This is a genomic window from Caballeronia sp. LZ033 (genome assembly GCF_031451265.1).
GTDB lineage: Bacteria > Pseudomonadota > Gammaproteobacteria > Burkholderiales > Burkholderiaceae > Caballeronia.
Map to the genome: position 1 here is coordinate 216,518 of NZ_JARUXQ010000004.1, position 26,132 is coordinate 242,649.

Genomic DNA, 26,132 nt, shown 5'->3' on the forward strand with positions numbered 1-26,132 from the left:
AGGCCTTACTCATTCCCAAGACGCAGGTTCACCATCGCCTTTCCGCAAGCTGAGCGGCATCTCCGCCGCCAGCGCCTGTTCGATGTTGCCCGTCTCGCCCCCGCGATTAAACAACGCGTTAAGCAAGATAGCGAACACAGCGGCAAGCGTAATCCCGCTATGCGTAAGCGGGCCCGCCCATGCGGGCATATGAGCAAAAAACGAAGGCGCGACGAGCGGTATAACCCCCACCCCAAGACTGATAGCAATAACGAGCAAATTGTTCTTGCTCTCGAAATCCACCTTGGAAAGGATCTTGACCCCTGTAGCCGCGACCATCCCGAACATGGCGATCCCGGCGCCGCCCAACACCACAACAGGAATCGAAGCAATCAGATTGGACAGCTTGGGCAGCAACCCAAGCAGAATGAGGATGCCACCAGAAACCGCAACCACCCAGCGGCTCTTCACGCCAGTAATCCCCACAAGCCCGATATTCTGCGAAAACGACGAATGCGGAAACGTATTGAAGACACCGCCAATCACCGTCCCCAGCCCATCAGTACGCAACCCCCGCGTGGCGTCATTCCGCGATACCGGCCGCATCGTCAGATCGCCCAACGCGAGGAACATCCCGAGCGACTCCACCATGATGACGACCATCACCAGACACAGCGACGCAATCGCCGCCAGATCGAAACTCGGCATGCCGAACGCGAAGGGCCGCACCGGCGCAAACCACGCCGCCTGACCAATCCCCGAGAAATCGACGAATCCAAACGGCAACGCCAGCACGAAGCCAATTGCCATCCCAAGCAGCACCGAGATATTGGCGATGAAACCTTTCAAGTACTTGTTGATCAGCAAGATCGCCAGCAGCACGATCACCGCGACCAACAGGTTGCGCGGCTCGCCGAAGTTCGCCGCGCCGCGTCCGCCACCGGCCCAGTTGATCGCCACTGGAAACAACGTAATGCCAATGGTCAGGATGATCGTGCCGGTGACAATCGGCGGAAAGAAGCGCATCAACCGCCCAAAAAACGGCGCAATCAGAATGGCGAACACGCCCGCCGCAATGGTCGCGCCGAAGATCGTCGTAATGCCCGCGCCAGAGGACGCCATCGCGACCATCGGCCCGACCGGCGCGAAGCTCACGCCCATGATGACCGGCAAGCGAATGCCGAACTTCCACACGCCCAGACACTGCACCAGCGTGACAATGCCGCAAGCAAACAGGTCCGAACTGATGAGAAACGCCACCTGCTCCTTCGGCAGCTTCAGCGCCGCGCCAATGATGAGCGGCACCGCAATCGCGCCCGCGTACATCACCAGCACATGCTGGATGCCGACCGCGAGCAGCTGGCCGAAGGGCAGCACTTCGTCGACGGGATGAGGAGTGTGGGCCATGTGCGCTCCAGCGGGGTCGGAGGGATAGTGCGCCCGAGTATTGCACCGCACCCCGCCCGGAAAAATAATCGCGCCGCTATACACGGCATCGCGGATGCGAAGGTTGCCAGCGCATCGCGGACAAAGCCTCGCGCGCCGCCGCCGTAAAGTCGCGTGCGCCCGGCACGATGCACTACACTGTGCTCCACGCCGCCCAAGGCGCACTCGTTTCATCCGCAGAAACGGAGCCAGTCACGATGAACCTGCTCTTCGTCGACGACAACCGCGCTTGCATCGAGACCCTCGTCGATATCGCAAGCGGGCTGGGCCACACCGCGGCTGTCGCGCATGACGGCGCCGCCGGTCTCGCGCTCGCCTCACGCGAACGCTTCGACCGCATCTTCCTCGACATCTCCCTCCCTGACGCCGACGGCCGCGAAATCTGCAGCGCCATCCGCGCCGCCGGCCCAAGCAGCGACGCCCGCATCATCGCCATGACCGGCCACACGGACGTCATCGAAGGCAGCGGCGTCACCGACTTCGACGGCTTCCTCCTCAAACCGATCAGCCTGCCCGCCCTCGAACTCTTCCTGCTGTCCGACTAAGCTTTCGTCGACTGGATATTTGACCGCTTTTTGTCCACGCCTTGACGAACGGCCGGAAGCATTTGCCGATTTCCGCCGCGAGCATGGATCGCCGCACAGAAAATCCGCGAATCCCTTATCCGTAAAGGGTTCCCGGACTGTCGATTTTCAGGATGGCGTGCTACATTCCCAGCGCCTTTGCCTTGCTTCGACGCGTCTCGCGGCGCGTGCAGCAGTGCAATACCCAATAACGAAAGCGGGCCACGTTGCCCAAACGAACCAACACGCACAAGGATCTCGGCATGGAAATGGTCGGCGGAATGCGGCTTGCCCAACTGTTCAACAGCAACCCGGAAGCGCTCTTCGCGGAGTGGTTCGCGCAGCAACACGCGATCGCATCGCGGCGCGGACTGGTCGGCGAAGCGGAACTGCGCAATCAGTTCGCGCAATTCGTTGCCCTGCTGACGGACGCGCTCGGCACGGCCGAACGCGTCGATTTCAAGGCGCCCGCCTGGCAGGAAGTCCGCGCGTTCCTAGCGGACATGTCGGCGCAGCGCGCGCGCCAGGGTTTCACGCCGGTCGAAACCGCCATGTTCGTGTTCTCGCTCAAGCAGCCGCTCTTCGTGCGCCTGCGCGAATCGCTCGACAACGACCCCGCCACGCTCGCCGATCTCACCTGGATGATCAGCACGCTGTTCGACGAACTCGGCCTGTACACCACGGAAGTGTTCCAGGCGAGCCGTGAGCAAGTGATCGTGCGCCAGCAGCAGGAACTGCTCGAACTGTCCACCCCTGTCGTGCAACTGTGGGACGGCATTCTCGCGCTGCCGCTGATCGGCACGCTCGACTCCGCACGCACGCAGGTCGTGATGGAAAACCTGCTGCAGAAGATCGTCGAGACCGGCGCGGCCATCTCGATCATCGACATCACCGGCGTGCCCACCGTCGATACGCTCGTCGCGCAGCACCTGCTCAAGACCGTCGCGGCCGCGCGCCTGATGGGCGCGGACTGCATCATCAGCGGCATTCGTCCGCAGATCGCGCAGACCATCGTGCATCTCGGCGTGAACCTCTCGAACGTCACGACCAAGGCCACGCTCGCAGCGGCTTTCGTGGTCGCGCTCCAGCGCACCGGTAAGTCTGTCGCGGGCAACAGCGCGCCGGACGCCTCGCGCGCGAGCGCTGCTCACGACTCGCTGCAACCGGAATGACGCGTCTCAACGCCATTCACAGCACACACGACACGTCAAGCGACTGAACGGGACCGAAGCGATGGAACGCATTCCGATTCTCACGATGGGCAAGCTCCTGCTCGTCACCATCCAGGTGGACATGCACGACCGGCTCGCGCTCACGCTGCAGGACGACCTGACAAGCCGCATCGTGAAGGACGGCGCCAAGGGCGTGCTGATCGACATTTCTTCACTCGACGTCGTCGATTCCTTCATCGGCCGCATGATCGGCAACACCGCCGCGATGGCGCGCGTGCTCGATGCCGACACCGTCGTGGTGGGCATGCAGCCCTCCGTCGCGATCACGCTGGTCGAGCTGGGTCTCACGCTGTCCGGCGTGCGCACGGCGCTCAACGTGGAGAAGGGCATGGCCTTGCTGACCGGCAGCAGCCCGTTCTGACGGCGGCGTGCGAACGATTCCATGACCACCTTCCATTCCACTGCCGCGCCGGCTTCTTCGTCGCCGCCTGAAACGCTGCCGATCCGCAATGACGAGCAGATCGTCCGTCTGCGCCAGTTCCTGCGGCAGAAAGCGGTCGCGCAAGGCCTTTCGCTCATCGATCAGACCAAGTTCGTGACGGCGGCCAGCGAGCTGGCACGCAATACGCTGATCTACGGAGGCGGCGGCGACGCGCATTGCTATGTCGTCGAGCGCAATGGCCGCCGCGGACTCAAGCTCGAGTTCGTCGACAACGGTCCCGGCATTCCGGACATCGAGCGAGCGCTCTCGGACGGCTTTACGTCGGGCGGCGGTCTGGGCCTCGGTCTGGGCGGCGCGAAGCGCCTGTGCGACGAGTTCGAGATTCGCTCGGCGCCGGGCGAGGGCACGCACATTTCGATTACCAAATGGAAACCCTTTTGAAGGAATCGATGGCCGCGCAGCAGCGCTACGAGATCGCCGAGGCCACCCAGATCGCCTATGCACGGCGTTCCATCGGCGAGCTTGCGCGCGGTCTCGGCTTCAACGAGACGACCGCGGGCGAACTGGCTATCGTCGTCACGGAATGCGGCACGAACCTGCTCAAGCACGCCCAGCGCGGCGAATTGCTGGTGCGGCCGCTCGCCGACCGCGGCGCGATTGCCGCACCGCGCCATGGCATCGAGGTGCTGTGCATCGACGGCGGTCCGGGCATCCAGGATCTCTACCGCTGCTTCCAGGACGGCTACACCACGGCCGGCAGCCCCGGCACCGGCATGGGCGCGATCAAACGTCTCTCCCACGAACTCGACATCTGGAGTGCGCCGGGCCAGGGCACGCTGTTGCGCACCGTGTTCTGGAATTCACCGGCTCCGTCGGGCACGCCCGCCGCGCCGTTGAGTTACGGCGTCGTCAATCTGCCGCTGCAAACAGAAACCGTATCCGGCGATGCCTGGTCCTGCCACGCGCACGACGGCGAATTCACCGTGATGGTCGCCGACGGTCTCGGCCACGGGCCGCTCGCGAACGTCGCGGCGGTCGAGGCGGCCAAGGTGCTCGGCACGCAAGGCGAACAGCCGCTCGACCGCATCATGGACCTCGCCAACGACGCGCTGCGCGCCACGCGCGGCGCGGCGGTCGGGATCGCGCGCATGCCGGCGTCCGCGGCGAAGGCCGGCATGCCGGTCACGTTCGCGGGCATCGGCAATATTTCGGCGAGCGTGTGGGCGGAGGCCTCGCACCGGCATCTGGTGTCGCACAGCGGCATCGTCGGGCATGGATCGCGGCGCGCGCAGATCTTCGACGTGCCTTATCCGCCGAACGCGCTCGTCGTGCTGCATTCGGACGGGCTCGCCACGCGCTGGGACCTGGCGCGCTATCCGGGCATCGCCCTGCGCCATCCGGCGCTCATCGCGGCGCTGCTGTATCGCGATTTCGCGCGCGGCCGCGACGATATCACCGTTTTCGTCGCCCGCACGACGGGAGGCGCGTAAGCATGCGGCCGCTCTATGCGATGCCGCTGGAAGGCGAGCACGACGTCGTCGCGGCCCGCGTGAAAGCCCGCGAGGCGAGCGCCGCGCTCGGCTTCACGCCGCGCGAACAGACGCGCATTGCGACCTCGGTGCTCGAAGTGGCGCGCACCGTGATGCTCGCGGGCCGCGCGCCGCATGCCGATTTCTTCATGGACGCCGCCGCGCGTCCGCCGCGCCTCGTCGTGCGCTTCGAGTGCGGCACGGGCGCGGGCGAACGTCTGCGCGCCCTGCACCCGGACGATTCACAGGCCACGCTGGGCCTGCTCGCGGCGCAGCGCCTGATGGACGAATGCACGATCGCCGATAAGGCGGACGGCGGCACGTCGGTCACACTCGCGAAGGCGCTGCCCGAATCCACGCACGTTGACGACGCGACGTTGCAACGCGTCGCGCAGACGCTTGCGCGTCAGTCGGGCGAAAACACCATCGATGAATTGCAGCGCCAGAACCGCGAACTGATCGCCGCGCTCGCCGACCTGCGCGAGCGGCAGGAAGAGCTGACGCGTCTGACGCGCGAACTCGAGGACACCAATCGCGGCGTGGTCGCGCTCTATGCGGAACTTGACGCCCGCGCCGATCATCTGCGCCGCGCCGACGAATCGAAGTCGCGCTTCCTGTCCAACATGAGCCACGAGTTCCGCACGCCGCTGTCGTCCATCCGGGCGCTATCGAAGCTGCTGCTGGAGCGCATCGACGGCGATCTGACGGGCGAACAGGAAAAGCAGGTGCGCTTCATTCGCAAGGCGGCGGAGGATCTCTCGGAAACGGTGGACGACCTGCTCGATCTCGCGAAGATCGAAGCGGGCAAGATCGAAGTGCGTCCGGTGGATTTCGAAGTCGACGTGCTCTTCTCGGCGCTGCGCGGCATGCTGCGGCCGCTGTCGCCCGGCGGTGCGGTGGAGCTGATCTTCGAGGCCTGCGACGGCCTGCCGCCCATCCACACCGACGAAGCCAAGGTCGCACAGGTGCTGCGCAATTTCGTGTCGAATGCGCTCAAGTTCACGGAACGGGGCGAGGTGCGCGTGGCCGCGAGCTACGACGAGGCGCGCCGGCTGATCACGTTCTCGGTCAGCGATACCGGGATCGGCATCGCGCCGGAACATCAGCAGGTGGTCTTCGAGGAGTTCGGCCAGGTCGAGAACCGGCTGCAACAGTATGTGAAGGGCACCGGCCTCGGTCTGCCGCTGTGCCGCAAGCTGTGCAAGCTGCTCGGCGGCGATGTGTCGCTGACGAGCGAAGCGGGGCGCGGCTCCGTCTTCAGCGCGACGATTCCCGCGCACTATGGCGCGGACGTCGGCGCTGCCTGTCACGCCGCCGGCGATACGCGGCCGGCCGTGCTGATCGTCGCGAGCAGTCCGGTCGAACGGCTCGACTGCGAGGCGGCGCTGCGTGCGTCGCCGTATCGGACGATGACGGCCGCGACGCTCGATGAAGCCGGCCGGCTGCTGGCACGGACCCAGCTTGCCGCGCTGTTGCTTGCGGCGCGTCCAGCGCCCGCCGAAGCCTGGATCTGGCTGGCGGCGTTGCGCGCGCAGGCCGCCACCCGTGATGTCCCGATCGTCGTGCTCGGACAGGCGGATGATCGCGGCGAGGCGCAGGCGCTCGGCGCCGCGGCCTTTGTTGAAGAACCTGTCGGCGGCAGCGGCTTGCCGGACGCGTTGAGTGCCGTGACGCGCTTGCATCGCGACGGGAGCCAGGCCATATGAGAAGCGACTGGAACGACGTGCTGATTCTCAACGTCGACGACAACGACGGCGCCCGCTATGCCAAGACGCGCATCCTGTCGCGCGCGGGTTTCAACGTGATCGAGGCCGCCACCGGCAACGGCGCGCTGGAGCGCGTGCGCGCCGAAGCGCCGGATCTCGTGCTGCTCGACGTGAAGCTGCCCGACATCAACGGGCTCGAAGTGTGCCGGCAGATCAAGGCAGCGCCGGAGACGGCAAGCACGCTGGTGCTGCAAACTTCGGCGGCGGCCGTGCACAGCCTCGACCGGATCCGCGGTCTCGAAGGCGGCGCCGACAGTTATCTGACCGAGCCCGTCGAGCCCGCCGAACTGATTGCGCACGTGCGCGCGCTGCTGCGTGCGCGGCTCGCCGAGAATGCGCTGCGCGAGAGCGAAGAGCGCTTTCGCCAGCTTGCCGAAAATATCGACGATGTCTTCTGGATGCTCGATCTCGCGTCCGACGCATTGCTCTATGTGAGCCCGGCGTACGGGCATCTGTTCGACACCGGCAGCGGCGCGCCCGCGCCTGCACCCGGCCCGGATCACTGGTCCGGCGACATCCTGCCGCTCGACCGCGAGCACGTGGCCGCCGCGTATCGTCAACTGCTCGCGAACGGCACGCCGTACGAAGTGGAGTACCGCATCATGCGCGCGAGCGGCGGGCCGCGCTGGGTCGCCGAGCGCGCGTTCCAGGTGCCGGGCGCGGCGGGGCATCCGACGCGGCCTTATCGGATTGCGGGGATCGTCAACGACATTTCGGAACGCAAGGCCGCCGAACTGCTGCTGCGCGAGGCGGATCGCCGCAAGGACGAGTTCCTCGCGATGCTCGCGCACGAGTTGCGCAACCCGCTCGCGCCCATCCGCAACGCGGTGGACCTGCTCGATCCCGACCGCGCGCCGTCCGCGCAGCACTTCTCGACGGTGCGCGCGATCATCGACCGGCAGGTGCGGCATCTGAGCCGTCTCGTCGACGATCTGCTCGACGTCGCGCGCATCACGCAAGGCAAGATCACGCTGCGCCAGGAAACGGTGGATCTCTCGGCGGCGATCGCGGCAGCCATAGAAACCGTGCAGCCCGCGCTTGAACGCAAGCGCCACAAGTTGCACGTCGCATGGCCCGAGACGCCGCTCTACGTCACCGGCGACAACGTGCGGCTCGCGCAGGTGTTCGGCAACCTGCTGTCGAACGCATCGAAGTACAGCCTCGAGGAAGGCGAGATCGCCGTCGAATTCGAGCAGTTCGGCGACGAGGTGCGCATTGCCGTGCGTGACAAGGGCATCGGCGTCGCCGCCGACATGCTGCCGCATATCTTCGATCTGTTCGTGCAGTCGGAGACGTCGCTCGAACGCTCGGAAGGCGGCCTGGGCATCGGTCTGCCGCTCGCGCGGACGCTCGTCGAACTGCAGGGCGGGCGCATCGAGGCGTTCTCGGCCGGGCCGCAGCAAGGCAGCGAGTTCGTCGTGTGGCTGCCGCTGGCGAAGGAGGTGGCAATGGTTCCGCGTGACGTCGGCGCCGCGCCTGCGAGCGCGAGCGGCGGCAGGCGCGTGCTGCTCGTCGACGACAGCGTGGACGCCGCCACCGCCATGTCGCTGCTGCTCGAAGCGGACGGCTACGACGTGCGCACGGCTCATGATGCGCACGCGGCACTCGCGTTGTCGGACGCGTTCGAACCGCACATCGTGCTGCTCGACATCGGTCTCCCTGGCATGGACGGTTATCAACTCGCCGCCGAAATGCGCGCCCGCAAGGCTACAGCGGATGCGTTGCTCATCGCGGTGACGGGCTACGGTCAGGCGCACGACCGGCAACGCTCGAAGGAAGCCGGCTTCGATCATCACTTCGTGAAGCCAGTGGCGTTCGCGGAGATCCAGCGCGCGGTACAGGCGCGGTTCGAGTAAGCCGAACGCGGACTTCCCCGTCCGCGTTTTCACCTAGCAATCGACGGTTGACGCGCAAGCCGTATCGGTCGGACACTCTCATCATCTTGGGATGTGATCACAGGTCACATGAAACGCACGACATCCCGGCAGCCGGACGCAAGAACGGAGGCGATGGTGGCGACACGCTCGACAACCGAGTTACCCGCACTCGAACTGGTGGCGCGCGAGACGATGGCGAGCCGCGTCTACGCGCAGTTGCGGCAGGCGATCATGACGGGCCGCTTCGCGCCCGGACAATTGCTGAGTCTGCGCAGCGTCGCGGAGGCGGTCGGTTCATCCACCATGCCGGTGCGCGCCGCGCTGACGCGTCTGCAGGCGGAAGGCGCGTTGATCGACGGTCCGGGCCGTGCGCTGATGGTCCCGCCGATGACACTCGATCTCCTCGACGAACTGCGCGACGTGCGCATTGCGCTGGAAGGGGCGGTGGCGAGGCGGGCGGCGTCGCGCATGACGCGCGAATCGCTCGAGGCCTTGCAGGCCATCTTCGACACGATGGATGCACACGTCGAAGCCGGCGATGCACCCGCCTACCTGCGCAGCAACTTCGAATTTCACATTGCCATCTACACGCACGGCGCCAGCGATCTCACGCTGGCGACGATCCAGAACCTCTGGATGCGCATCGGGCCGTTCCTGAATCTCGTCGCACCGGACATTCCGCACATGCGCGGGTCCATGACCGCGCACCGCCACATCGTCGAAGCACTCTGGCGCGGCGATGGCGATGGCGCGCGCGCCGGCATCGAGGAAGACATCGGCGCGGCGGCCGCCGATCTTCAGGAACGCCTGCAAGGCGGCGAACTCGGCCTGACGGGCGAAGACACGAACACGAAGGACGACGCGCAGGCGAGCGCCTGACGAACGTCTGAACGCAGCCAAACACAACGGAGACAGCGAATGACGGTTCTGCAGATGCTGAAGCCGCACGCAGGCTTGCGCGTGCTCGTGACGGGCGGCGCATCGGGCATCGGCCTGGTGATCGCGCGCGCCTTCATCGACGCCGGCGCGCGCGTGCATGTCTGCGACGCAAGTCCGGACGCCATCGCGGCGCTGAGCGAAGCGGAAGCGCGCACCGAATGCAACGCGATCACTTCGACACTCGCCGATGTCGCCGACCAGGAAGCGGTGGAACGCGTGTTCGCCGATGTGCAGCGCGAACTCGGCGGGCTCGATGTGCTGGTGAACAACGCGGGCATCGCGGGTCCGACGGGCGGTATCGACGAGATAGGCGTGGAGGACTGGGAGCAGACCGTCGACGTCAATCTCAACGCGCAGTTCTTCTTCGCGCGCCGTGCGGTGCCGCTGCTGCGCGACGCACAGGGCGGCGGCACGATCATCGCGCTGTCCTCGGTGGCGGGGCGCCTCGGCTATGCGTTCCGCACGCCGTATGCGGCGACGAAGTGGGCCATCGTCGGACTGACGAAGAGTCTCGCGATCGAACTCGGACCCGCGAACATCCGTGTCAATGCCATCCAGCCGGGCATCGTGAAAGGGCCGCGCATCGAACGCGTGATCGCCGCACGCGCGAAGCAGCTGAACCTGCCCTACGAAGAGATGGAGCAGCAGTATCTCGCGAAGATCTCGCTGCGCCGGATGACGACGCCCGAAGAGATCGCGGCGACCACGCTGTTCCTGTGCTCGCCCGCGGGCAGCGGCATCTCGGGACAGGCGATCTCGGTCTGCGGCAACGTCGAAGTGCTCTGAACGGTTCGAACGACAGCGAGGACAGCATGGCAACGAAACGCAAGGTCATCATCACCTGCGCGCCGACCGGCGCGATCCACACGCCTTCCATGTCGCCGTATCTGCCGCTCACGCCGCAGCAGATCGGCGACGCCGCGCTCGCCGCCGCGCGCGAAGGCGCCGCGATCCTGCACCTGCACGCCCGCGATCCCGACGACGGCCATCCGACCCAGGATCCGGCCGTGTTCCAGCAGTTCCTGCCGCGCATCAAGGCCGAGACCGATGCGGTCATCAACATCACGACGGGCGGCAGTCCGCACATGACGGTGGCCGAACGCCTGAAGCCCGCGCATCACTTCAAGCCGGAAGTGGCGTCGCTCAACATGGGCTCGATGAACTTCGGCCTGTATCCGATGCTCGGGCGCTTCAAGGATCTCAAGTACGAGTGGGAGCGCAAGCATCTGGAGAACAGTCGCGACCTCGTCTTCAAGAACACGTTCGCGGACATCGAGTACATCCTGACCTCGTGCAGCGCGAACGGCACGCGCTTCGAGTACGAGTGCTACGACATCTCGCATCTCTACAACCTCGCGCATTTCGTGGACCGCAAGCTGGCGAAGCCGCCGTTCTTCGTGCAGAGCGTGTTCGGTCTGCTGGGCGGCATCGGCGCGCATCCGGAAGACCTCGCGCACATGCGCCGCACAGCGGACCGCCTGTTTGGCAGCGACTATGTCTGGTCGATCCTCGGCGCAGGCCGCAACCAGCTGCCGCTCGGCTCGATCGGCGTGGCGCAGGGTTCGAACGTGCGCGTGGGCCTGGAGGATTCGCTGTGGCTCGAACCGGGCAAGCTCGCGGATTCGAGCGCCGCGCAGGTGCGCAAGATCCGCCAGGTGATCGAAGGCCTGTCGCTCGAGATCGCGACGCCCGCCGAAGCACGCGCGATGCTCGCGCTCAAGGGCGGCGGCGACACCAACTTCTGACCGCGGAGGGCAGCGTGAACGCCATGCTCAAAGTACTCGCGATGCCGACCGGCTGGCTTACCGTCGATCGCTCGTCGCAGGTGTATGGCCGCTACTTCGGCCAGCAGATGAAGGTGCCAGTGTGGTCCACGGCGATCGTCGGCGCGGCGAAGAAGATCGTCGTGGATACCGGCATCCACGATCCGGGCTGGGTCTCGAACTTCGTCTGTCCGTGCGATCAGGCGCCGGAGGAAAAGCTCGAACGCGCGCTGAAGGAGTACGTGGGCTGGAGCGCGGACGAAGTCGATATCGTCATCAACACGCATCTGCACTACGACCATTCAGGCGGCAACACACTGTTCAGGAACGCGCGCTTCGTCGTGCAGGCGAAGGAATGGGAATACGCGGGCCATCCGCTGCCCACGCAAGCCACGTACTACCAGGAGTTCCTGATCGGCCGCGAGCCGCTCGCGTATTTTCGCTGGCAGTTCGTCCACGGCGTGACCGACATCGTGCCCGGCGTGCGCGTCGTGCCGACGCCAGGACACTCGCCGGGGCATCAGTCGGTGGCGGTGGATACGGCGGAAGGCGTCGTGCTGATCGCGGGCGATTGCGCGAACTGCATGGAGAATATCGTCGATCTCGTGCCGGTGGGCATCGTGCACGAGACTTTCGCGGAGATGGCTTCGCTCACGCGCATTCGCCAGATCGCGGACTTGGTCATACCCGGACACGACCCGAATGTCGTGCCCGGTAGCGCGGGTATCGCGTTGCCCGCCAGCGCGCGCTTGCCTCACGTCGCGAAATAACGCACGGCAAAACCAATAACGAAGCACCGGAGGATGACATGAAAGCATGGACGCAATCGATTCGTCATGCGGGCCGGGTAGCGCTCGGCCTGATGTTTGCCGCAAGCCTCGCGGTTCCGATGCAGGCGCATGCGGCGGGCAAGTACAAGATCTTCCTGTCGATGAGCTATGTCGGCAACGACTGGCAGACGGAAGCGGCCAACATGGTCAAGGCCATGGCCAACACGCCCGCGCTCAAGGACAAGGTGGACCTCGAAGTGCAGGTCGCGGGCACGGACGCGCAGAAGCAGATCCAGCAGATCAACTCGATGGTGCAGGCAGGCGCGAAGGCCATCGTCATCTATCCGATCTCGCCGACCGCGCTCAACCGCGCGATCAAGAACGCCTGCTCGAAGGGCGTCGTGGTCGCGGCCTATGACGGCGAAGTTACCGAGCCGTGCGCGCACAACGTGACCATCGACCAGCATCAGGCCGGCACCGTCACCGCCGAATGGCTCGCCAAGACCTTGAACGGCAAGGGCAACATCGTGCTCATCAACGGCGTGCCGGGCACCTCGGTGGACCGTGCCCGCACGGAAGCGGCCAAAGCCGTGTTCGCGAAGTTCCCGGGCATCAAGATCGTCGCGGAGGGCACCGGCATGTGGAGTCAGGCCACCGCGAAGACCGAACTCTCGAAGATCCTCGCGACCAACAGCTGGGACAAGATCGACGGGCTGTGGATGCAGGTGGGCTGCTTCACGGCGGCGTCGATGCAGCTGGACGCGGGCATCGCCGACGACAAGATCAAGCCGTGCGCGGGGGAATCGTCGAACGGGCATCGCGTGCAGATGCTGCCGCCGGGCGAAGTCAAGGGACAGGGCGCGTACCGTTCCATTGGCTATCGGTCGATCTCGTATGGCGCGCCGCCGTACTCCGGCGCGATGGCGCTCAAGATGGCCGTGAAGAAGCTCGACGGCGGGGACTTTCCGGCGCGCGTGACGCTCAAGCTGCCGCTGGTGCTGACGGCCGAATCGAAGCTGTGCAAGACCGGCAGCATCGACGAACTGAAGGCCGGTTGCACCGCATTCCCGCCTGACAAGGTGCCGCCGGGCTGGTTCGCCGACATCTATTCGGAAGACACGAAGGAAGTCGGCTTCAACGCGGCGCTCACCGGCAATCAGGACTGAGGCGATCATGAACGATGCGGCGCTGGCCATCGATCTCGCGAACGTGACGAAGCGCTTCGGCGCAACCGTCGCGCTCGACGGCGCGTCGTTCCGCGTGAAGCGCGGCGCGGTGCATGCGCTGCTCGGCGAGAACGGCGCGGGCAAGTCGACCACGGTCAAGCTGCTGTCGGGGCTGATCGCGCCGGACGCGGGCAGCATGCGCGTGATGGGCCGCGACGTGACGATGAAAAGCCCGCAGGACGCGCATCGCGCCGGCGTGCAGACGGCCTTCCAGGAAATGACGCTGGTGCGCGATCTGACGGTCGCGCAGAACCTGCTGCTGGCGCATGAGCCGACGGGTCTCTTCGGGCGCATCCGGGCGCGCGAGGCGCAACGCAGGACGGCGGAATGGCTCGAACGTCTCGAACTCGACGACGTGCGGCCCGGCGCCTATATCCGCGATCTGTCCTTGCCGGTGCGGCAGAAGATCGAGATCGCGAAGGCCATCGCGCGCGAGCCGGACGTGCTGCTGCTCGACGAGCCGACCTCGGCGCTCTCGGGCCGCGATGTCGCATGGCTGGCGCGACGCATCGAGGAACTGAAGGCGAAGGGCGTGACCTTCGTGTTCATCTCGCATCGGATGCAGGAAGTGCGCGAGTTCTGCGACAGCCTTACGGTGTATCGCAATGGCCGCGATGTAGGTGCGTTCGATACCGCCGCGATCTCGGACGATGAAGTCATCCGGCTCGTGATCGGCCGCTCGCTGGAGGCGAAGTATCCGCCGAAAGTCGCGCCGCCTGCTTCGGCTGTGGCGGAGGCAGCGCCTGCGCTGGAAGCGCGCGGCGTGCGCATCGACGGCGTGGTGAGCGACTTCGATCTGACGCTGCGCGCGGGCGAGGTCCACGGCATCGCGGCATTGCAGGGCATGGGCCAGCGCGAACTGTTCGAGGCGCTGTTCGGCGCGGCGTATCTGGATGAAGGCGAACTGCGCATCGACGGCAAACCGGTCACGCTGACCTCCACGGCGGACTCGCTGAAGGCCGGCGTATCGACGGGCTTCCTGCCGGAGGACCGCAAGACCGAAGGCCTGTTCCTGCGGTTGCCGGGCGGAGAGAACGTATCGCTGCCGGTGATCGGCCGCTATGCGCGTTTCGGGCTGATCGACCGCAAGCGCGAACAGGCCGCGATCCGGCGCTCGCTCGCGCAGATGGAAGTGAATCCGCGTGCGCTCTACAAGCCGTGCCTGTCGTTCTCGGGCGGCAACCAGCAGAAGATCGCGATGGCCAAGTGGCTGCTCACGCAAAGCCGCGTCTGGTTGATGTTCGATCCGACGCGCGGCATCGACGTCGGCACCAAGCATCAGATCTTCGTGCTGATGCGCGCCTTCGCCGCCGCCGGCGGCGCCGTGCTGTTCTATTCGACCGACGTGCCCGAACTCGTCAACGTGTGCGATTGCGTGTCGGTGATGTATCGCGGCCGCAATGCGGGCGAGTTGTCGGGCGAGGCGCTCACCGAAGAGAACGTGATGCGCAAGATGCTTTCCAGCTGAGAGGTGCTTCATGAAGACTGCCGTTGCCGCTCCCGACAGCGAGATCGTGCGCCCGGGCGCGCGCGTGGGATGGGGCGCGCGCATCGATCATCATCGCGGGCTCATCATCGCCGTGTGCGCGCTGCTCGCGATGCTCGGCGCATGGATCGCGCTGTCCGCGACGCCCGTGGGCCTGTATGACATCGGCTCCGTCATATCGAGCGCGACCACGCTCGCACTCGCGGCCATCGGACAGACCATCGTCGTGCTGTCAGGCGGCTTCGATCTGTCGGCGTCCGCGGTGGTGTCGCTCGCCAACGTGCTCGCCGTGCGCTTCGTGCAGGGCTCGCCCGTCGAGCAATGGGCGGGCGTCGCGCTGATCCTTGCGATCGGCGGCGGCATCGGGCTGGTCAACGGCGCGCTCATCGCGTGGTTCAGGTTGCAGTCGATCGTCGTCACGCTCGCGACCATGTTCATGGTGCAGGGCGTCACGCTGCTGATCCAGAACAAGCCGGGCGGAAGCGTCGGCGAACAGTTCGGCGGCGTGCTCACGTCTGATCTCATTCCCGACAAGCTGCCGATGTCCGCCGCCTTGCTGATTCTCGCGCTGCTGGTCTGGTCGTTCGTGCGGCGCACGCGCTTCGGCGTGGGCCTGTATGCGCTCGGCAGCGACCCGGACGGCGCCTACGCGAACGGCATGCCGGTCACGCGCTACCGGGTCGCGACCTATGCGCTCGCGGGCATGTTCTACGCGGCGGCGGGGCTGTATGTGTCGGCGCAGACGGGTTCGGCCGATCCGCTCGTCGGCCGTCCGCTGCTGCTTTCGATGTTCACCGCCGTGGTGCTCGGCGGCACCTTGCTGGGCGGCGGACAAGGCGGTTGCGTCGGCACCGTGTTCGCCGCCATGACGCTGATGATCACCGTGAACATCCTGCTGGTGCTGAACGTCTCCGCGTTCTTCACGACGATCGCAGAAGCCGTGATCCTGATTCTCGCGGTGCTGGGCTCGTCGATCGGCAAGCAATCGGCTGCGCACGAATGCGCCCGGCATGCGGCACAGTGGCTGAAGGCGGTACGCACCGGCACGCGTGCGCGCGACGATCGCAATGCGCGCCGCGTGAAGTTTGAGGTCAACGACTTTCGCGCGCTGGAGAACACGGAGCTGAAGGGACGGCCGATTGCGGACTGGATCGAGCGCAATCGCGAATGGGTCAAGTATGTCGTGCCGGCGTATGTGCTGTTCTTCGGCGTGGTCGTCATCACGGCGATCGTCTACGGCCCCGGCGTGCTGGCAAGCGCGAACTTCTACAGCAGCTTGCTTACGCTGACGCTGTTCCTCGCGATCCTCGGTCTCGGGCAGGGCGCCGTCATCCTGACCGGCGGTCTCGACCTGTCGATGCCCTGGCTCATCACGCTGTCCGGCGTGCTGCTTACCGGGCTGACGCACGGCATGAACGGCGCGGCCGTGTGGGCCGTGCCGGTGGTGCTGGTTGTCGGCTTGCTGGTGGGCGTGTTCAACGGCGTCGGCGTGGTGATGCTGGGCTTGCCGCCCATCGTCGTCACGCTCGCCGCGAACGGTCTGCTGCAAGGCCTCACGCTGATCTATTGCAACGGCTCGCCGCAAGGCTGGTCGCCGCCCGGCATCAGCGAGTTCACCAACGGCCGCATCGGGCCCCTGTCTCTTGCCGCGTGGAGCGTGCCGGTGTTTCTCGTCGTCGCGTTGCTGCTGCTGCATCGCACGCCGTTCGGGCGGCGCGTGTATGCGGTCGGTAATTCGCCCGCGGCCGCGCGGCTCTCGGGCGTGCGCGTCGGCGTCACGCTGATCGCGGTGTATTGCCTGTCCGGGCTGTGCTCGGCTCTGGTCGGCCTGCTGCTCGCCGGTTTCAGTTCGCAGGCTTTCCTCGGCATGGGCGATCCTTATCTGCTGCCCTCGATTGCGGTGGTCGTGGTCGGCGGTGCGCTCATCACCGGCGGGCGCGGTCACTATCTCGGCGTGTTCGGCGGCGCATTGCTGCTGACCGCGCTCGGCACGCTGCTCGCGGGTACGACCGTGCCGCCGGCCGTGCGCGACATCATCAACGGGCTCGTCGTGCTCGCGGCCGTCATCACGCTGCGGGACAAGAAGGGCTGACCCAACCTCGAAAGGAGCAGAGCGGATGCAAGCGCACAGGATTGCGGTGATCGGTTCGGGACGCATCGGCCGCGCGTGGTCGATCGTGTTTGCCAGGAGCGGCTTCGACGTGAAGCTTCATGACGCGGCGCCCGAGATGCTGTCCGGCGCGCCGCCCGCGATCCGCGAGAGCGTCGAGGATCTCGCCTCGTTCAAGCTGATCGACGAACCGGTCGATGCGGTCGTCGCGCGTATTACGACTTGCGAACAGCTTGCGGACGCCGTCGCCGATGCCGATCTCGTGCAGGAGAACATCGCCGAAGTGGTCGAAGCGAAGCGCGCGCTGTTCAGCGAACTGGACCGCCTGACGAAGCCCGACGCGCTGCTCGCCAGTTCGACGTCGGGTCTGCCGGCATCGAGCTTCACGGAGGGCTTGCAAGGCCGCGCGCGATGCTTCGTCGCGCATCCGGTGAATCCGCCGTCGCTCGTGCCACTGGTGGAGTTGTGCGGCGCGCCGTGGACCGCGCCGGACGTGCTGCAACGCGCCCGCGTGCTCTACGAGGCGGCGGGGCAGCAGCCCGTGACGGTGAATCGCGAGATATCGGGCTTCCTGTTGAACCGCCTGCAAGGCGCGTTGCTGGAGGAAGCCTTGAGTCTCTACGAGCAAGGTTATGCGAGCGCGGCGGATCTCGATACCGTGATGCGCGACGGTCTCGCGATGCGCTGGTCGTTCATGGGTCCGTTCGAGACCATCGATCTCAACGCGCCCGGCGGCGTGGCCGATTACGCGGCGCGCTATGGCGGCACGTATCGCAGCATTGCGGCGGGGCGCAAGGCGTTCGACTGGCCGCAAGCGACGCTCGACAGACTGGACGCCGAGCGTCGTGCGGTGTTGCCGCGCGAGCGTATCGAGGAACGCAGCCGCTGGCGCGACCGGCGCCTGATGGCGCTGCTGGCGCACCGCCGCGATCTGAAGGACGGCGACAGTTGACCCAGGGAGACGACGATGCCCGAAGTACGCTTGCTGGTCGATGCAAACAATCACCTCGGAGAAGGCCCGCTGTGGGACGTGAAGGAGGAGCGGCTGTACTGGATCGACAGCACGGCCGCCGAGATCTATAGCTGCCGCGCGGACGGCAGCGACGTGCAGCGTTATTTCGTGCCGCGTCATATCGGTTCGATGGCGTTGCGCGAGCAGGGCGGCGCGGTCGTGGCGCTGGCGAACGGCCTGCATTTCTATGACTTCGACGCGCAGACGGTGCAGTTCATCGCTGACCCGGAAAGCGACGATCCCGAGACGCGCTTCAACGACGGCAAGGTGGACCGGCGCGGGCGTTTCATCGCGGGCACGATGGCTTATGACTTCGATCGCTACGATGCCGATCGCGGCCAGCGCTCGACGCGCAGCGGCGGTCTTTACAGGCTCGATCCGGATGGCCGCGTGACGCGCCTGGACAGCGGCATCACGTGCTCGAACGGACCGTGCTGGAGCCCTGACAACCAGACTTTCTATTTCACCGACACCTACAGCCGCGAGATGTACGCGTACGACTACGACATCGAAACCGGGGCGGCGACGAACCGGCGTCTGTTTGCATCGGCGCGTAATATGGCGGGCACCTTCGACGGCGCGACCGTCGACGAAGAAGGTTATGTGTGGTCCGCGCTCGTGTTCGGCGGGCGCATCCTGCGATATGCGCCGGACGGCACGCTCGACCGCGTCGTGCCGTTTCCAGTGCGCAATCTGACTAGCGTGATGTTCGGCGGTCCTGGTCTCGATACGCTCTATGTCTCGACGATGGGCCGCCCAATGTGGGGCATTCCGCAGAAAGAGCGCGACAAGGGCGGCTTGTTTGCGGTGACCGGACTCGGTGTGCGTGGTTTGCCTGAGCCGCGCTTTGCGGGGTGATTGCAGGATCACGATGCTTCCGTCTGGTCCGTTTGATCGAGCGCCTGCTCAAGAAAATAAAGTGAATATCAAATCAGGCCGTGGCGAACGCTCAATAAGAAAACTTGATGTCGAAAGCGTGTTATATCTCCCGATAACATTCTGAGTTGGTCTCGAATAATCAAGACGAAGAAGCGTTTGGTGAACCCAGACATGATTGGAGAGTCTTGACATCCAACGTCGTCCCGAAAGGTCTCTCGGGCAATCACACGATCGAGATTTCGCTCGACGATCGTTCATAGCCGGGTATGAAGAAGCCGCGCGGCGCGCACGCTTGGCCAGGTGTGCGTCCGCGCTATCATGCGAGCCCTGGATCACGAACAGTCACCTGACATGAGCATCGACACTGAACGGCTTATTGCGTCGCTGCCCGAGCGCATCGATGCGATCGTCACGCGCGCCGCGCGCACTCAGCCTCAACGCATTGCGTTGCGCGAGGAAGCGCGCGAGCTGAGCTACGGCGAACTGGATCGCGCTGTCGATGCCCTGGCCGCGCGGCTTGCGTCAGCGGGCGTGCGGGCCGGCGATCGCGTGATGTTGATCGGCGAGAACAGCGTGGCGCTCGTCGTCGCGCTGTTCGCCGTCAGCCGGCTCGAAGCGTGGGCGCTGCTGACGAACGCGCGCCTGACCGCCATCGAGATCGATGGGATCAAGGCGCATGCGCGACCGCGTCTGTCGTTCTTCACCGTCGATGCATCCGCCGATGCCGAGCGTCACGCGCAGCGCGCGTGTGCGCGCGTCGAAGCACTCGACACGGTGCCGATAGGCGCGTTCGCGCTCGGTGCCGTCGATGCCGGCGCCGCACAGGAAGCGCATGGACTGCCCGCAGACCGGCAATGCGCCGCGCTCATCTACACGACAGGCACCACGGGCGCACCGAAGGGCGTGATGCTGTCGCATCGCAATCTGCTGTTTGTCGCGGCGATGTCGAGCACCTTGCGCCGCGTGAGCCCCGAGGACCGCGTGTATGCGGTGTTGCCGGTGTCGCACGTGTTCGGGCTGGCTTCGGTGTGCCTTGGTTCGCTGTATGCCGGCGCCACGCTGAGGCTCGCGCCGCGCTTCGATGTGCAACACACGGGCCAGGTGCTGCGTGACGAGCACATCACGATCTTCCAGGGCGTGCCCGCGATGCACGCGAAGCTCATCGATTTCTTCAGCACGCGCGGCGGTCTGAATGCGCCTGCATTGCGCTTCGTGTATAGCGGCGGTTCGCCCCTCGACATGCCGCTCAAGAGCGCCGCCGAACGGTTCTATGGTCTGCCCCTGCACAACGGGTACGGCATGACCGAGAGCAGCCCGACTGTCTCCAACACGATGCTCGATGCGCCGGCGCGCGATGCATCGGTAGGACCGCCTATTCCCGGCGTGGAGACGCGCATCGTGCCGCTCGAAGAACAGGCCGATGGCACAGTGGATGACGTCGGTGAACTCTGGGTGCGCGGACCGAACGTGATGCTCGGCTATTACCGCGATCCGGCGCAGACGGCAGCGACCGTGACGCTCGATGGCTGGCTCCGGACCGGCGATCTGGCGCGCATCGAGCAGGGCAATCTGTATATCGTCGGGCGTGGCAAGGAGTTGATCATTCGCTCGGGCTTCAACGTTTATCCGGCGGAAGTCGAACAGGTATTGAATGGGCATCCGGCCGTGCTGCATTCGGCGGTGATCGGACGCAGTGTCGAGGGCAATGAGGAGGTGCTCGCGTTCGTCGAACTGCGGCCCGGCGCGCAATGCGCGGAGCATGAACTGGCGGACTGGACCAGCGCACGCCTTGCACCGTACAAGCGGCCCGCCACGATCACCATCCTCGACGCGCTGCCCGCGGCCGCGAGCGGCAAGATACTCAAGCATCGGCTGGGCACGACGTCCCCAAGGTCAGGCCCCCGATGATTTTGACGAAATTTGACTCAATGAAAAGTGGCGCTGCGTAGTCATGCCGTACCCTGAAACGATCGGATTCAGGGGATCACATGAATGGTTGCGCTGTCTCGCTTTTTGCAGTCTTACTCTTCGTTGCGTTGCAGGCTGCGTGCGACGGCAGGACCTTTCCGGGTCCCAGCGCCGGAACCTTGCATCGGGTGGCGGCTGCCGCCACGTTGCAGGCGGCGCCGCGGGTCAATGTGGCGGCCGAAGCGAACGGAACAAGCCCGGCAGCATACGCCTCGCCTTCTTTCGAGATTCCGGCGTCCGATGCCGCCTCGTGGCAAACCCTTGCGAGCCCGACCATTCCCGGCCCGCTGCAATACTCCAACGATCACACAGTCATTCAAGGTGAAGACGGCAACTGGCATGTCATCGGCATAAACGGAGGCGGCAACGGCCAGGAACATGCGCTGTATCACACCGTGCTGTCGAGCCTCTATCCGCCGGTTCCTGTCAGTCCGTCAGCCGCTTACCCGACTGTCCAGCCGGACGGGCAAGATGCGCCGCTCGCGCAATTTCATGACCGAAGCGGCGCGGCATGCACGGCGTGGGCGTCGTCGTCGATCAAGGCGCGCGGAACAGCTTATCTGCTCTTCACCAGCGGGCGCGACAACAACGGCAACTGCCCCGGACAGGTGACGAGACGGAATCGCCTTTCGTGTTCAAGCGCGGAGACTGGTATTACCTGTCCCTGACGGACACCGCGTCCAACACGAACAGGCCGCTCGACCAACGCAAACGTGCTGTTCTCAGGCACGAACGGCATGAACGTCAATTTCTATTCGTCCTACCCCGTCTGTATGGCGGTTCGTCCGACATGGCGACGAGCTCCATCGCCATTCCGGGCGATGCATGGACGCATGTCACCGTGAAGCGCCAGGCCGGCACGGTCACCGTCTACGTCAACGGTGTCGCGTCGGGCTCGGAAGGCTGGGCCGCTCCCTTCTGGATCACGGGCGTGGGCCAGCCGCAGGGCGGCAACATCATGGGGCGTCTTGCGCACGTCGTCATGACCAATCAGGCTTTGACGGCGAGCCAGAATCAGGCGCAAGCCGGGATGCCCGCATCCGGTTTGGCGCAGTGGATGCCATAGGCGATGCGCAACCCAGGATGTCTTATAGCGATCCCCCGTCCGCCGCTTCATGCGGAATCATCCAGCCGAAGAAGACTTCCGCCTCGATCAGCTTGCCGTCACGAATGGTGAGGATCTCCGTGTTGCGGAAGGCGCTGCCTTCCCGCGTGCGCAGATCGTAGGTCACGAACACACGCGCTCCGTCCTGTATGAGATGCACGAAATCGAAGCGATCGACCGTGTGTGCATTCGGCCAGCAGCGCGCAAGGTACGTGGCGCGGTTCAGTCGGTTGTCACGCGGACTGGTGAAATGGAAGTCATCGGCAATCAACTGTTCGATGGCCTCGCGGTCCTTGTTCACATACGCCTCATACACCTGTCGCGCGGTGGCGGCTGGCTCAGGATAGGTGTCGTTCATGCGCAATCTCCCGGTTTCCGTTGACGACGATTGGCGCTCTCTCGCCTCGACAAAGACTCCGTAAAGCCTCTCACGCCGATGTATCGAAATGTAACCCTTCATGCGGACCCTTGCGCATGCATTACATTGCGAAATCACTGCAGCTCTGACCAACACATAAGAACGGAGACGCTCGCATGAAGGCAAGCAAGAGACAACGGATGACGGGCCTGATCGTCGGTACGCTGATGATCGGATCAACGGCCATGCAGGCAGTCCGTGCGGACATCGCCACCGGAGATGAAACCATCGCTGTCGCAGGGCTTGCACAGCCCGCCGACATTCTTGTCGACCGTTGGGGTGTGCCGCATATCTTCGCGGCCAACGACAGCGACGCGTTCTTCGTGCAAGGCTTCAACGCGGCACGCGACCGGCTCTTCCAGATCGATCTCTGGCGCAGGCGCGGTCTCGGCGAGTTGTCGGAGGTGTTCGGTCCCGCGTACATCGAGCAGGACAAGGCGACGCGGCTCTTTCTTTATCGCGGCGACATGAAGACCGAATGGCAACGCTACGGGCCCGATGCCAGACCGGCGGCCACGCGCTACGCGGCGGGCGTGAATGCGTATATCGACTGGCTGGCGGCGCATCCGGACCGCATGCCCTACGAGTTTCGCAAGATCGGCTACTGGCCGGCGAAGTGGAATCCGGACGATGTCGTGCGCATCCGCAGCCATGGTCTGACGCGCAATCTGACGAGTGAAGTCGCGCGCGCACGCGTGACCTGCAAGAGTTCGCTCGATGCGGATTCCGTGCGTTTCGGATTGCAGCCGCCGTGGAAACCCGAGATGCCCGCGGGCCTCGATCCCTGTCTGCCCGACGATGTCCTCAAGGTCTTCACGCTGGCCACACAGGGCGTGCATGTGACGCGGGAGTCCATGAAAAGCGCTGACGCGGCGACCACTGTCATCGCAGCCGCCGAGAACCCCGAGGAGGTCACCGAGGGCAGCAACAACTGGGTGATCGCGCCATCGAAGTCGGCCACTGGCCGCGCGATCATGGCGAACGATCCGCATCGCGCCTATGCCGCGCCGAGCCTGCGCTACATCCAGCAGATCAGCACGCCGACGCTCGACATCATCGGCGCGGGCGAGCCTTCGGCGCCGGGCATCTCGATCGGACATAACGGCTCGATCGCCTACGGCCTCACGATCTTCAACATCGATCAGGAAGATCTCTATGTGTACGAGCTGAACCCGGCCAATCCGCGGGAATATCGCTACAAGGGCAAGTGGGAACCGATGTGCGTCGTCCGCGAGCAGGTCGCGGTTCGCGATGGCGCGCCGGTGAACGTGGAACTGCTGTTCACGCGCCATGGGCCGGTGATCTACACGGAAGAGAGCAAGCATCGCGCGTTTGCGGTGCGCACTGCGTGGCTGTCGCCGGGCATGTCGCCTTACTTCGATTCGATGCGCTACATGCGCGCAAAGAACTATGCGCAGTTCAAGGCCGCGCTGGCCACGTGGGGCGCGCCGACCGTGAATCAGGTCTATGCGGACACGGAGGGCAACATCGGCTGGGTGCCGAGCGGACTTGCGCCCGTCCGCCCCAACTGGGACGGACTCATGCCGGTGCCCGGCGATGGCCGCTACGAGTGGGCCGGCTTCTGGCCGCGCGATGCGATGCCATCGGCTTATAACCCCGCGCAAGGCTATTTCACGACCTCGAATGAAATGAATCTTCCGGCAGGCTATCCGTATGCCGAGCGCAAGCTCGGCTTCGAATGGACCAACGGGTCGCGGCATCAGCGCATCGACGAGGTGTTGAAGTCGCAGCCCAAGGTGTCGATCGAAGATTCGGAGCGCTTGCAGAACGACGACGTGTCGATTCCGGCGCGACGGCTCGTTGCGTTGCTCGCGCCGCTGTCGAGCGACGATGAAGACACGCGGGCCGCGCTCGCGCTGTTGAAGGGCTGGGACGCGCACATGAGCGCGGGTTCTCCGCAGGCCGCGCTGGAAGAGGTGTGGTTGTCGCGGCATCTCGGCCGCACATTCAAGCAAGCGGTGTTGCCGAAGGACGCGGCGGCTTCGTTCGGCCCACCCGACACGGCTGTCATGCTCGACACGCTCGAACATCCAGAAACACGCTTTGGCGACGATGCTCAAGGGAAGCGCAACGGGGTCCTGCTGTCGAGTCTGCATGACGCGTATGTCGAGATGCGGCATCTGCAGGGCGCGGATGCAAGTCAATGGAAATGGGGCAAGCTGCAGACCAACTTGAACGCGCATCCGCTGGCTGATGTCGTCGACCAGGACATGCGCGCGAAGCTCAACGTCGGACCCATCGGCAAGGGTGGCAGCGCCTATACGCCGAATCAGTCCACGTATCGCGCGAGCGATTTCCGTGAGACCAACGGGCCTTCGTTCCGCGTGGTCGTCGATGTCGGTAACTGGGACAACTCGCGTGCGGTCAATCTTCCGGGCGAGTCCGGCGATCCGGACAACCCGCACTATCGCGATCTTGCGCAGATGTGGCTCGACGGACAGTACTTCCCGTTGCTGTACACGCGTGCGGCTGTCGAAGCCGCAACCGAGAAGCGGGTGCACCTGGTGCCCGATTCGCGCTGAGTTGATTGTTGCGGGTTCGGCAAGGCAGCTTCAACGCAGGCGGCGATGATCTTTCAGCCGCCCTGCGTCACAATTCTCTCGCGGTGGACGGGTGCTGGCTGGCGCCTTGCCGGACTCCTCATCCGGTTCGTCCCCGCGCTTTCCTCTCTTCTCTCCCTGACGCGCTCGTCACTTCTATTTCCTGCCGAAGGGAATAGAACGTGTCATGCCTGGGTTAACCAATCGAAGCCTCTCAGCTTGAATCCTGGGTCGAGTGAGTCGAAGCCGCGCAAGGGCCCTGTGCGTTCGATGAGGTTCCGTGGATCGCCTGCGATCCGGTCAACCTTTTCTGTCGGAGTCTGAAGATCATGAAGGCCATTGCTACCTTTGTCGTGTCGCTTGCCGTCGCAGCATCGTCGTCGCTCGTGTTTGCGCAGGATCACAACGCACCGCTCACGCGTGCCCAGGTCAAAGCCGAACTGGCTCAACTCGAGCAAGCAGGCTACTCGCCCGCGACCGGCGAGGAACCCAACTACCCGAACGACATCCAGGCCGCGGAAGCGAAGGTCGCGGCACAGCGCGCCGCTGCCGGCGACGCCCATGAATCCTACGGCGGCTCGCAGGCCGGCGCGGCGGCGGCGGGTTCCGGCCCGAAGCACATGCCGATGCAGCATGGATCGATGACGGATATGGATTGCGTCGGTCCGTCAGGATTTTGCAAGCCGTTTTTCGGGAGTTGATTCGGCGTATTGGCCGGGGAGACTCTGTTCGACACTCGGGTGGGGTTAATCGGGTTTCGAACGCACAAAACGAGTGCGGAAAAATAATTTGCGAAAGGGGTTGACCAGGCGTTCATCCGCCGGTCATAATTCGCCTCCCGTTGAATGACGGCGCGAAAGAAACGAAGCGAAATGCTTCAGAAATTCTCCGCGATGCTCTTTAAAAACTAACAGCCGATAAGTGTGGGCGCTTGATGCGGGTGCGGCCGGTTCTTTGGATCGGTAATGGCAAAAGTATCAAGAGTCTCACACGAAGTATCAGAGGAAGGTTTATCTGTCTTAGGACGGATTAATCATCGTCAGTACGTTGAGTGAGCGACCGGTTTCGAAAGAGACCGAAAACAGTAACAGGTATTGAACTGAAGAGTTTGATCCTGGCTC

Annotated in this window: 23 protein-coding genes; 21 read left to right on the forward strand and 2 right to left on the reverse strand. The window is 64.8% G+C overall.

Annotated features, from left to right (window positions below; all coding sequences use genetic code 11):
* Window positions 1-9: 9 nt before the first annotated feature.
* The gene (locus QCE62_RS28375; protein WP_309925697.1) at window positions 10-1,386 is read right to left on the reverse strand and encodes a nucleobase:cation symporter-2 family protein; all 1,377 of its coding nucleotides are present in this window, start codon (window positions 1,384-1,386) and stop codon (window positions 10-12) included.
* Window positions 1,387-1,622: 236 nt separating this feature from the next.
* Between QCE62_RS28375 and QCE62_RS28380 the strand changes: the two genes are divergently transcribed.
* The 19 genes from QCE62_RS28380 (at window position 1,623) to QCE62_RS28470 (ending at window position 21,993) form a co-directional block, all read left to right on the forward strand.
* Complete coding sequence (locus tag QCE62_RS28380) at window positions 1,623-1,970, forward strand: response regulator (protein ID WP_309821057.1); 348 nt, start codon at window positions 1,623-1,625, stop codon at window positions 1,968-1,970.
* Window positions 1,971-2,251: 281 nt separating this feature from the next.
* Window positions 2,252-3,160 carry an STAS domain-containing protein gene (locus tag QCE62_RS28385; protein WP_309927484.1) on the forward strand — a complete coding sequence of 303 codons (909 nt, stop codon included), beginning with the start codon at window positions 2,252-2,254 and terminating at the stop codon, window positions 3,158-3,160.
* A 61-nt stretch (window positions 3,161-3,221) separates the two neighbouring features.
* Window positions 3,222-3,581 (forward strand): STAS domain-containing protein, encoded by a 360-nt coding sequence (locus QCE62_RS28390; RefSeq protein ID WP_309821055.1) that lies wholly within the window; start codon window positions 3,222-3,224, stop codon window positions 3,579-3,581.
* A gap of 21 nt (window positions 3,582-3,602) precedes the next feature.
* Window positions 3,603-4,043 (forward strand): anti-sigma regulatory factor, encoded by a 441-nt coding sequence (locus QCE62_RS28395; protein ID WP_309925699.1) that lies wholly within the window; start codon window positions 3,603-3,605, stop codon window positions 4,041-4,043.
* A complete protein-coding gene (locus tag QCE62_RS28400) occupies window positions 4,028-5,092 on the forward strand; it encodes an ATP-binding protein/SpoIIE family protein phosphatase (RefSeq protein WP_309925701.1) in 1,065 nt (354 codons plus the stop codon). The genes QCE62_RS28395 and QCE62_RS28400 overlap by 16 nt, the downstream gene beginning before the upstream one ends.
* 2 nt (window positions 5,093-5,094) lie before the next feature.
* Window positions 5,095-6,837, forward strand: coding sequence for an ATP-binding protein (locus QCE62_RS28405; protein ID WP_309925704.1), 1,743 nt, complete (start codon window positions 5,095-5,097; stop codon window positions 6,835-6,837).
* Window positions 6,834-8,753 carry a response regulator gene (locus QCE62_RS28410; RefSeq protein WP_309925706.1) on the forward strand — a complete coding sequence of 640 codons (1,920 nt, stop codon included), beginning with the start codon at window positions 6,834-6,836 and terminating at the stop codon, window positions 8,751-8,753. Before QCE62_RS28405 ends, QCE62_RS28410 begins: the two co-directional genes overlap by 4 nt.
* A 153-nt stretch (window positions 8,754-8,906) precedes the next feature.
* Entirely contained in the window at window positions 8,907-9,653 is a 747-nt protein-coding gene (locus QCE62_RS28415) for a GntR family transcriptional regulator (RefSeq protein WP_309925708.1), read from the forward strand.
* Between the two features lie 39 nt (window positions 9,654-9,692).
* Entirely contained in the window at window positions 9,693-10,499 is an 807-nt protein-coding gene (locus QCE62_RS28420) for an SDR family oxidoreductase (protein ID WP_309925710.1), read from the forward strand.
* Between the two features lie 26 nt (window positions 10,500-10,525).
* Window positions 10,526-11,458: a 3-keto-5-aminohexanoate cleavage protein gene (locus QCE62_RS28425; protein ID WP_309925711.1), complete on the forward strand. Its 933-nt coding sequence runs from the start codon at window positions 10,526-10,528 to the stop codon at window positions 11,456-11,458.
* 14 nt (window positions 11,459-11,472) lie between these two features.
* Entirely contained in the window at window positions 11,473-12,246 is a 774-nt protein-coding gene (locus QCE62_RS28430; protein WP_309925714.1) for an N-acyl homoserine lactonase family protein, read from the forward strand.
* A 38-nt stretch (window positions 12,247-12,284) separates the two neighbouring features.
* A complete protein-coding gene (locus tag QCE62_RS28435; protein ID WP_309925716.1) occupies window positions 12,285-13,412 on the forward strand; it encodes a sugar ABC transporter substrate-binding protein in 1,128 nt (375 codons plus the stop codon).
* 7 nt (window positions 13,413-13,419) lie between these two features.
* Window positions 13,420-14,940, forward strand: a complete 1,521-nt coding sequence (locus QCE62_RS28440) for a sugar ABC transporter ATP-binding protein (RefSeq protein ID WP_309925719.1) — start codon at window positions 13,420-13,422, stop codon at window positions 14,938-14,940.
* A 10-nt stretch (window positions 14,941-14,950) separates the two neighbouring features.
* A complete protein-coding gene (locus QCE62_RS28445) occupies window positions 14,951-17,050 on the forward strand; it encodes an ABC transporter permease (RefSeq protein WP_309925721.1) in 2,100 nt (699 codons plus the stop codon).
* Between the two features lie 25 nt (window positions 17,051-17,075).
* Window positions 17,076-18,020 (forward strand): 3-hydroxyacyl-CoA dehydrogenase, encoded by a 945-nt coding sequence (locus QCE62_RS28450; protein ID WP_309925723.1) that lies wholly within the window; start codon window positions 17,076-17,078, stop codon window positions 18,018-18,020.
* 15 nt (window positions 18,021-18,035) lie between these two features.
* Complete coding sequence (locus QCE62_RS28455; RefSeq protein WP_309925725.1) at window positions 18,036-18,938, forward strand: SMP-30/gluconolactonase/LRE family protein; 903 nt, start codon at window positions 18,036-18,038, stop codon at window positions 18,936-18,938.
* A gap of 372 nt (window positions 18,939-19,310) precedes the next feature.
* Entirely contained in the window at window positions 19,311-20,867 is a 1,557-nt protein-coding gene (locus QCE62_RS28460; protein ID WP_309925727.1) for an AMP-binding protein, read from the forward strand.
* Window positions 20,868-20,947: 80 nt separating this feature from the next.
* On the forward strand, window positions 20,948-21,595 hold the full coding sequence (locus QCE62_RS28465; RefSeq protein ID WP_309925728.1) for a hypothetical protein: 648 nt from the start codon (window positions 20,948-20,950) through the stop codon (window positions 21,593-21,595).
* Window positions 21,596-21,717: 122 nt separating this feature from the next.
* Window positions 21,718-21,993 carry a LamG-like jellyroll fold domain-containing protein gene (locus QCE62_RS28470; RefSeq protein WP_309925731.1) on the forward strand — a complete coding sequence of 92 codons (276 nt, stop codon included), beginning with the start codon at window positions 21,718-21,720 and terminating at the stop codon, window positions 21,991-21,993.
* Between the two features lie 22 nt (window positions 21,994-22,015).
* On the opposite strand, the gene QCE62_RS28475 is transcribed toward QCE62_RS28470, so the two are convergent.
* Window positions 22,016-22,390 carry a nuclear transport factor 2 family protein gene (locus QCE62_RS28475; RefSeq protein WP_309925732.1) on the reverse strand — a complete coding sequence of 125 codons (375 nt, stop codon included), beginning with the start codon at window positions 22,388-22,390 and terminating at the stop codon, window positions 22,016-22,018.
* Window positions 22,391-22,590: 200 nt separating this feature from the next.
* Between QCE62_RS28475 and QCE62_RS28480 the strand changes: the two genes are divergently transcribed.
* Window positions 22,591-24,993 (forward strand): penicillin acylase family protein, encoded by a 2,403-nt coding sequence (locus tag QCE62_RS28480; protein WP_409017957.1) that lies wholly within the window; start codon window positions 22,591-22,593, stop codon window positions 24,991-24,993.
* Between the two features lie 347 nt (window positions 24,994-25,340).
* Window positions 25,341-25,712 carry a DUF4148 domain-containing protein gene (locus QCE62_RS28485; protein WP_309925736.1) on the forward strand — a complete coding sequence of 124 codons (372 nt, stop codon included), beginning with the start codon at window positions 25,341-25,343 and terminating at the stop codon, window positions 25,710-25,712.
* The last annotated feature ends 420 nt before the right edge of the window (window positions 25,713-26,132 follow it).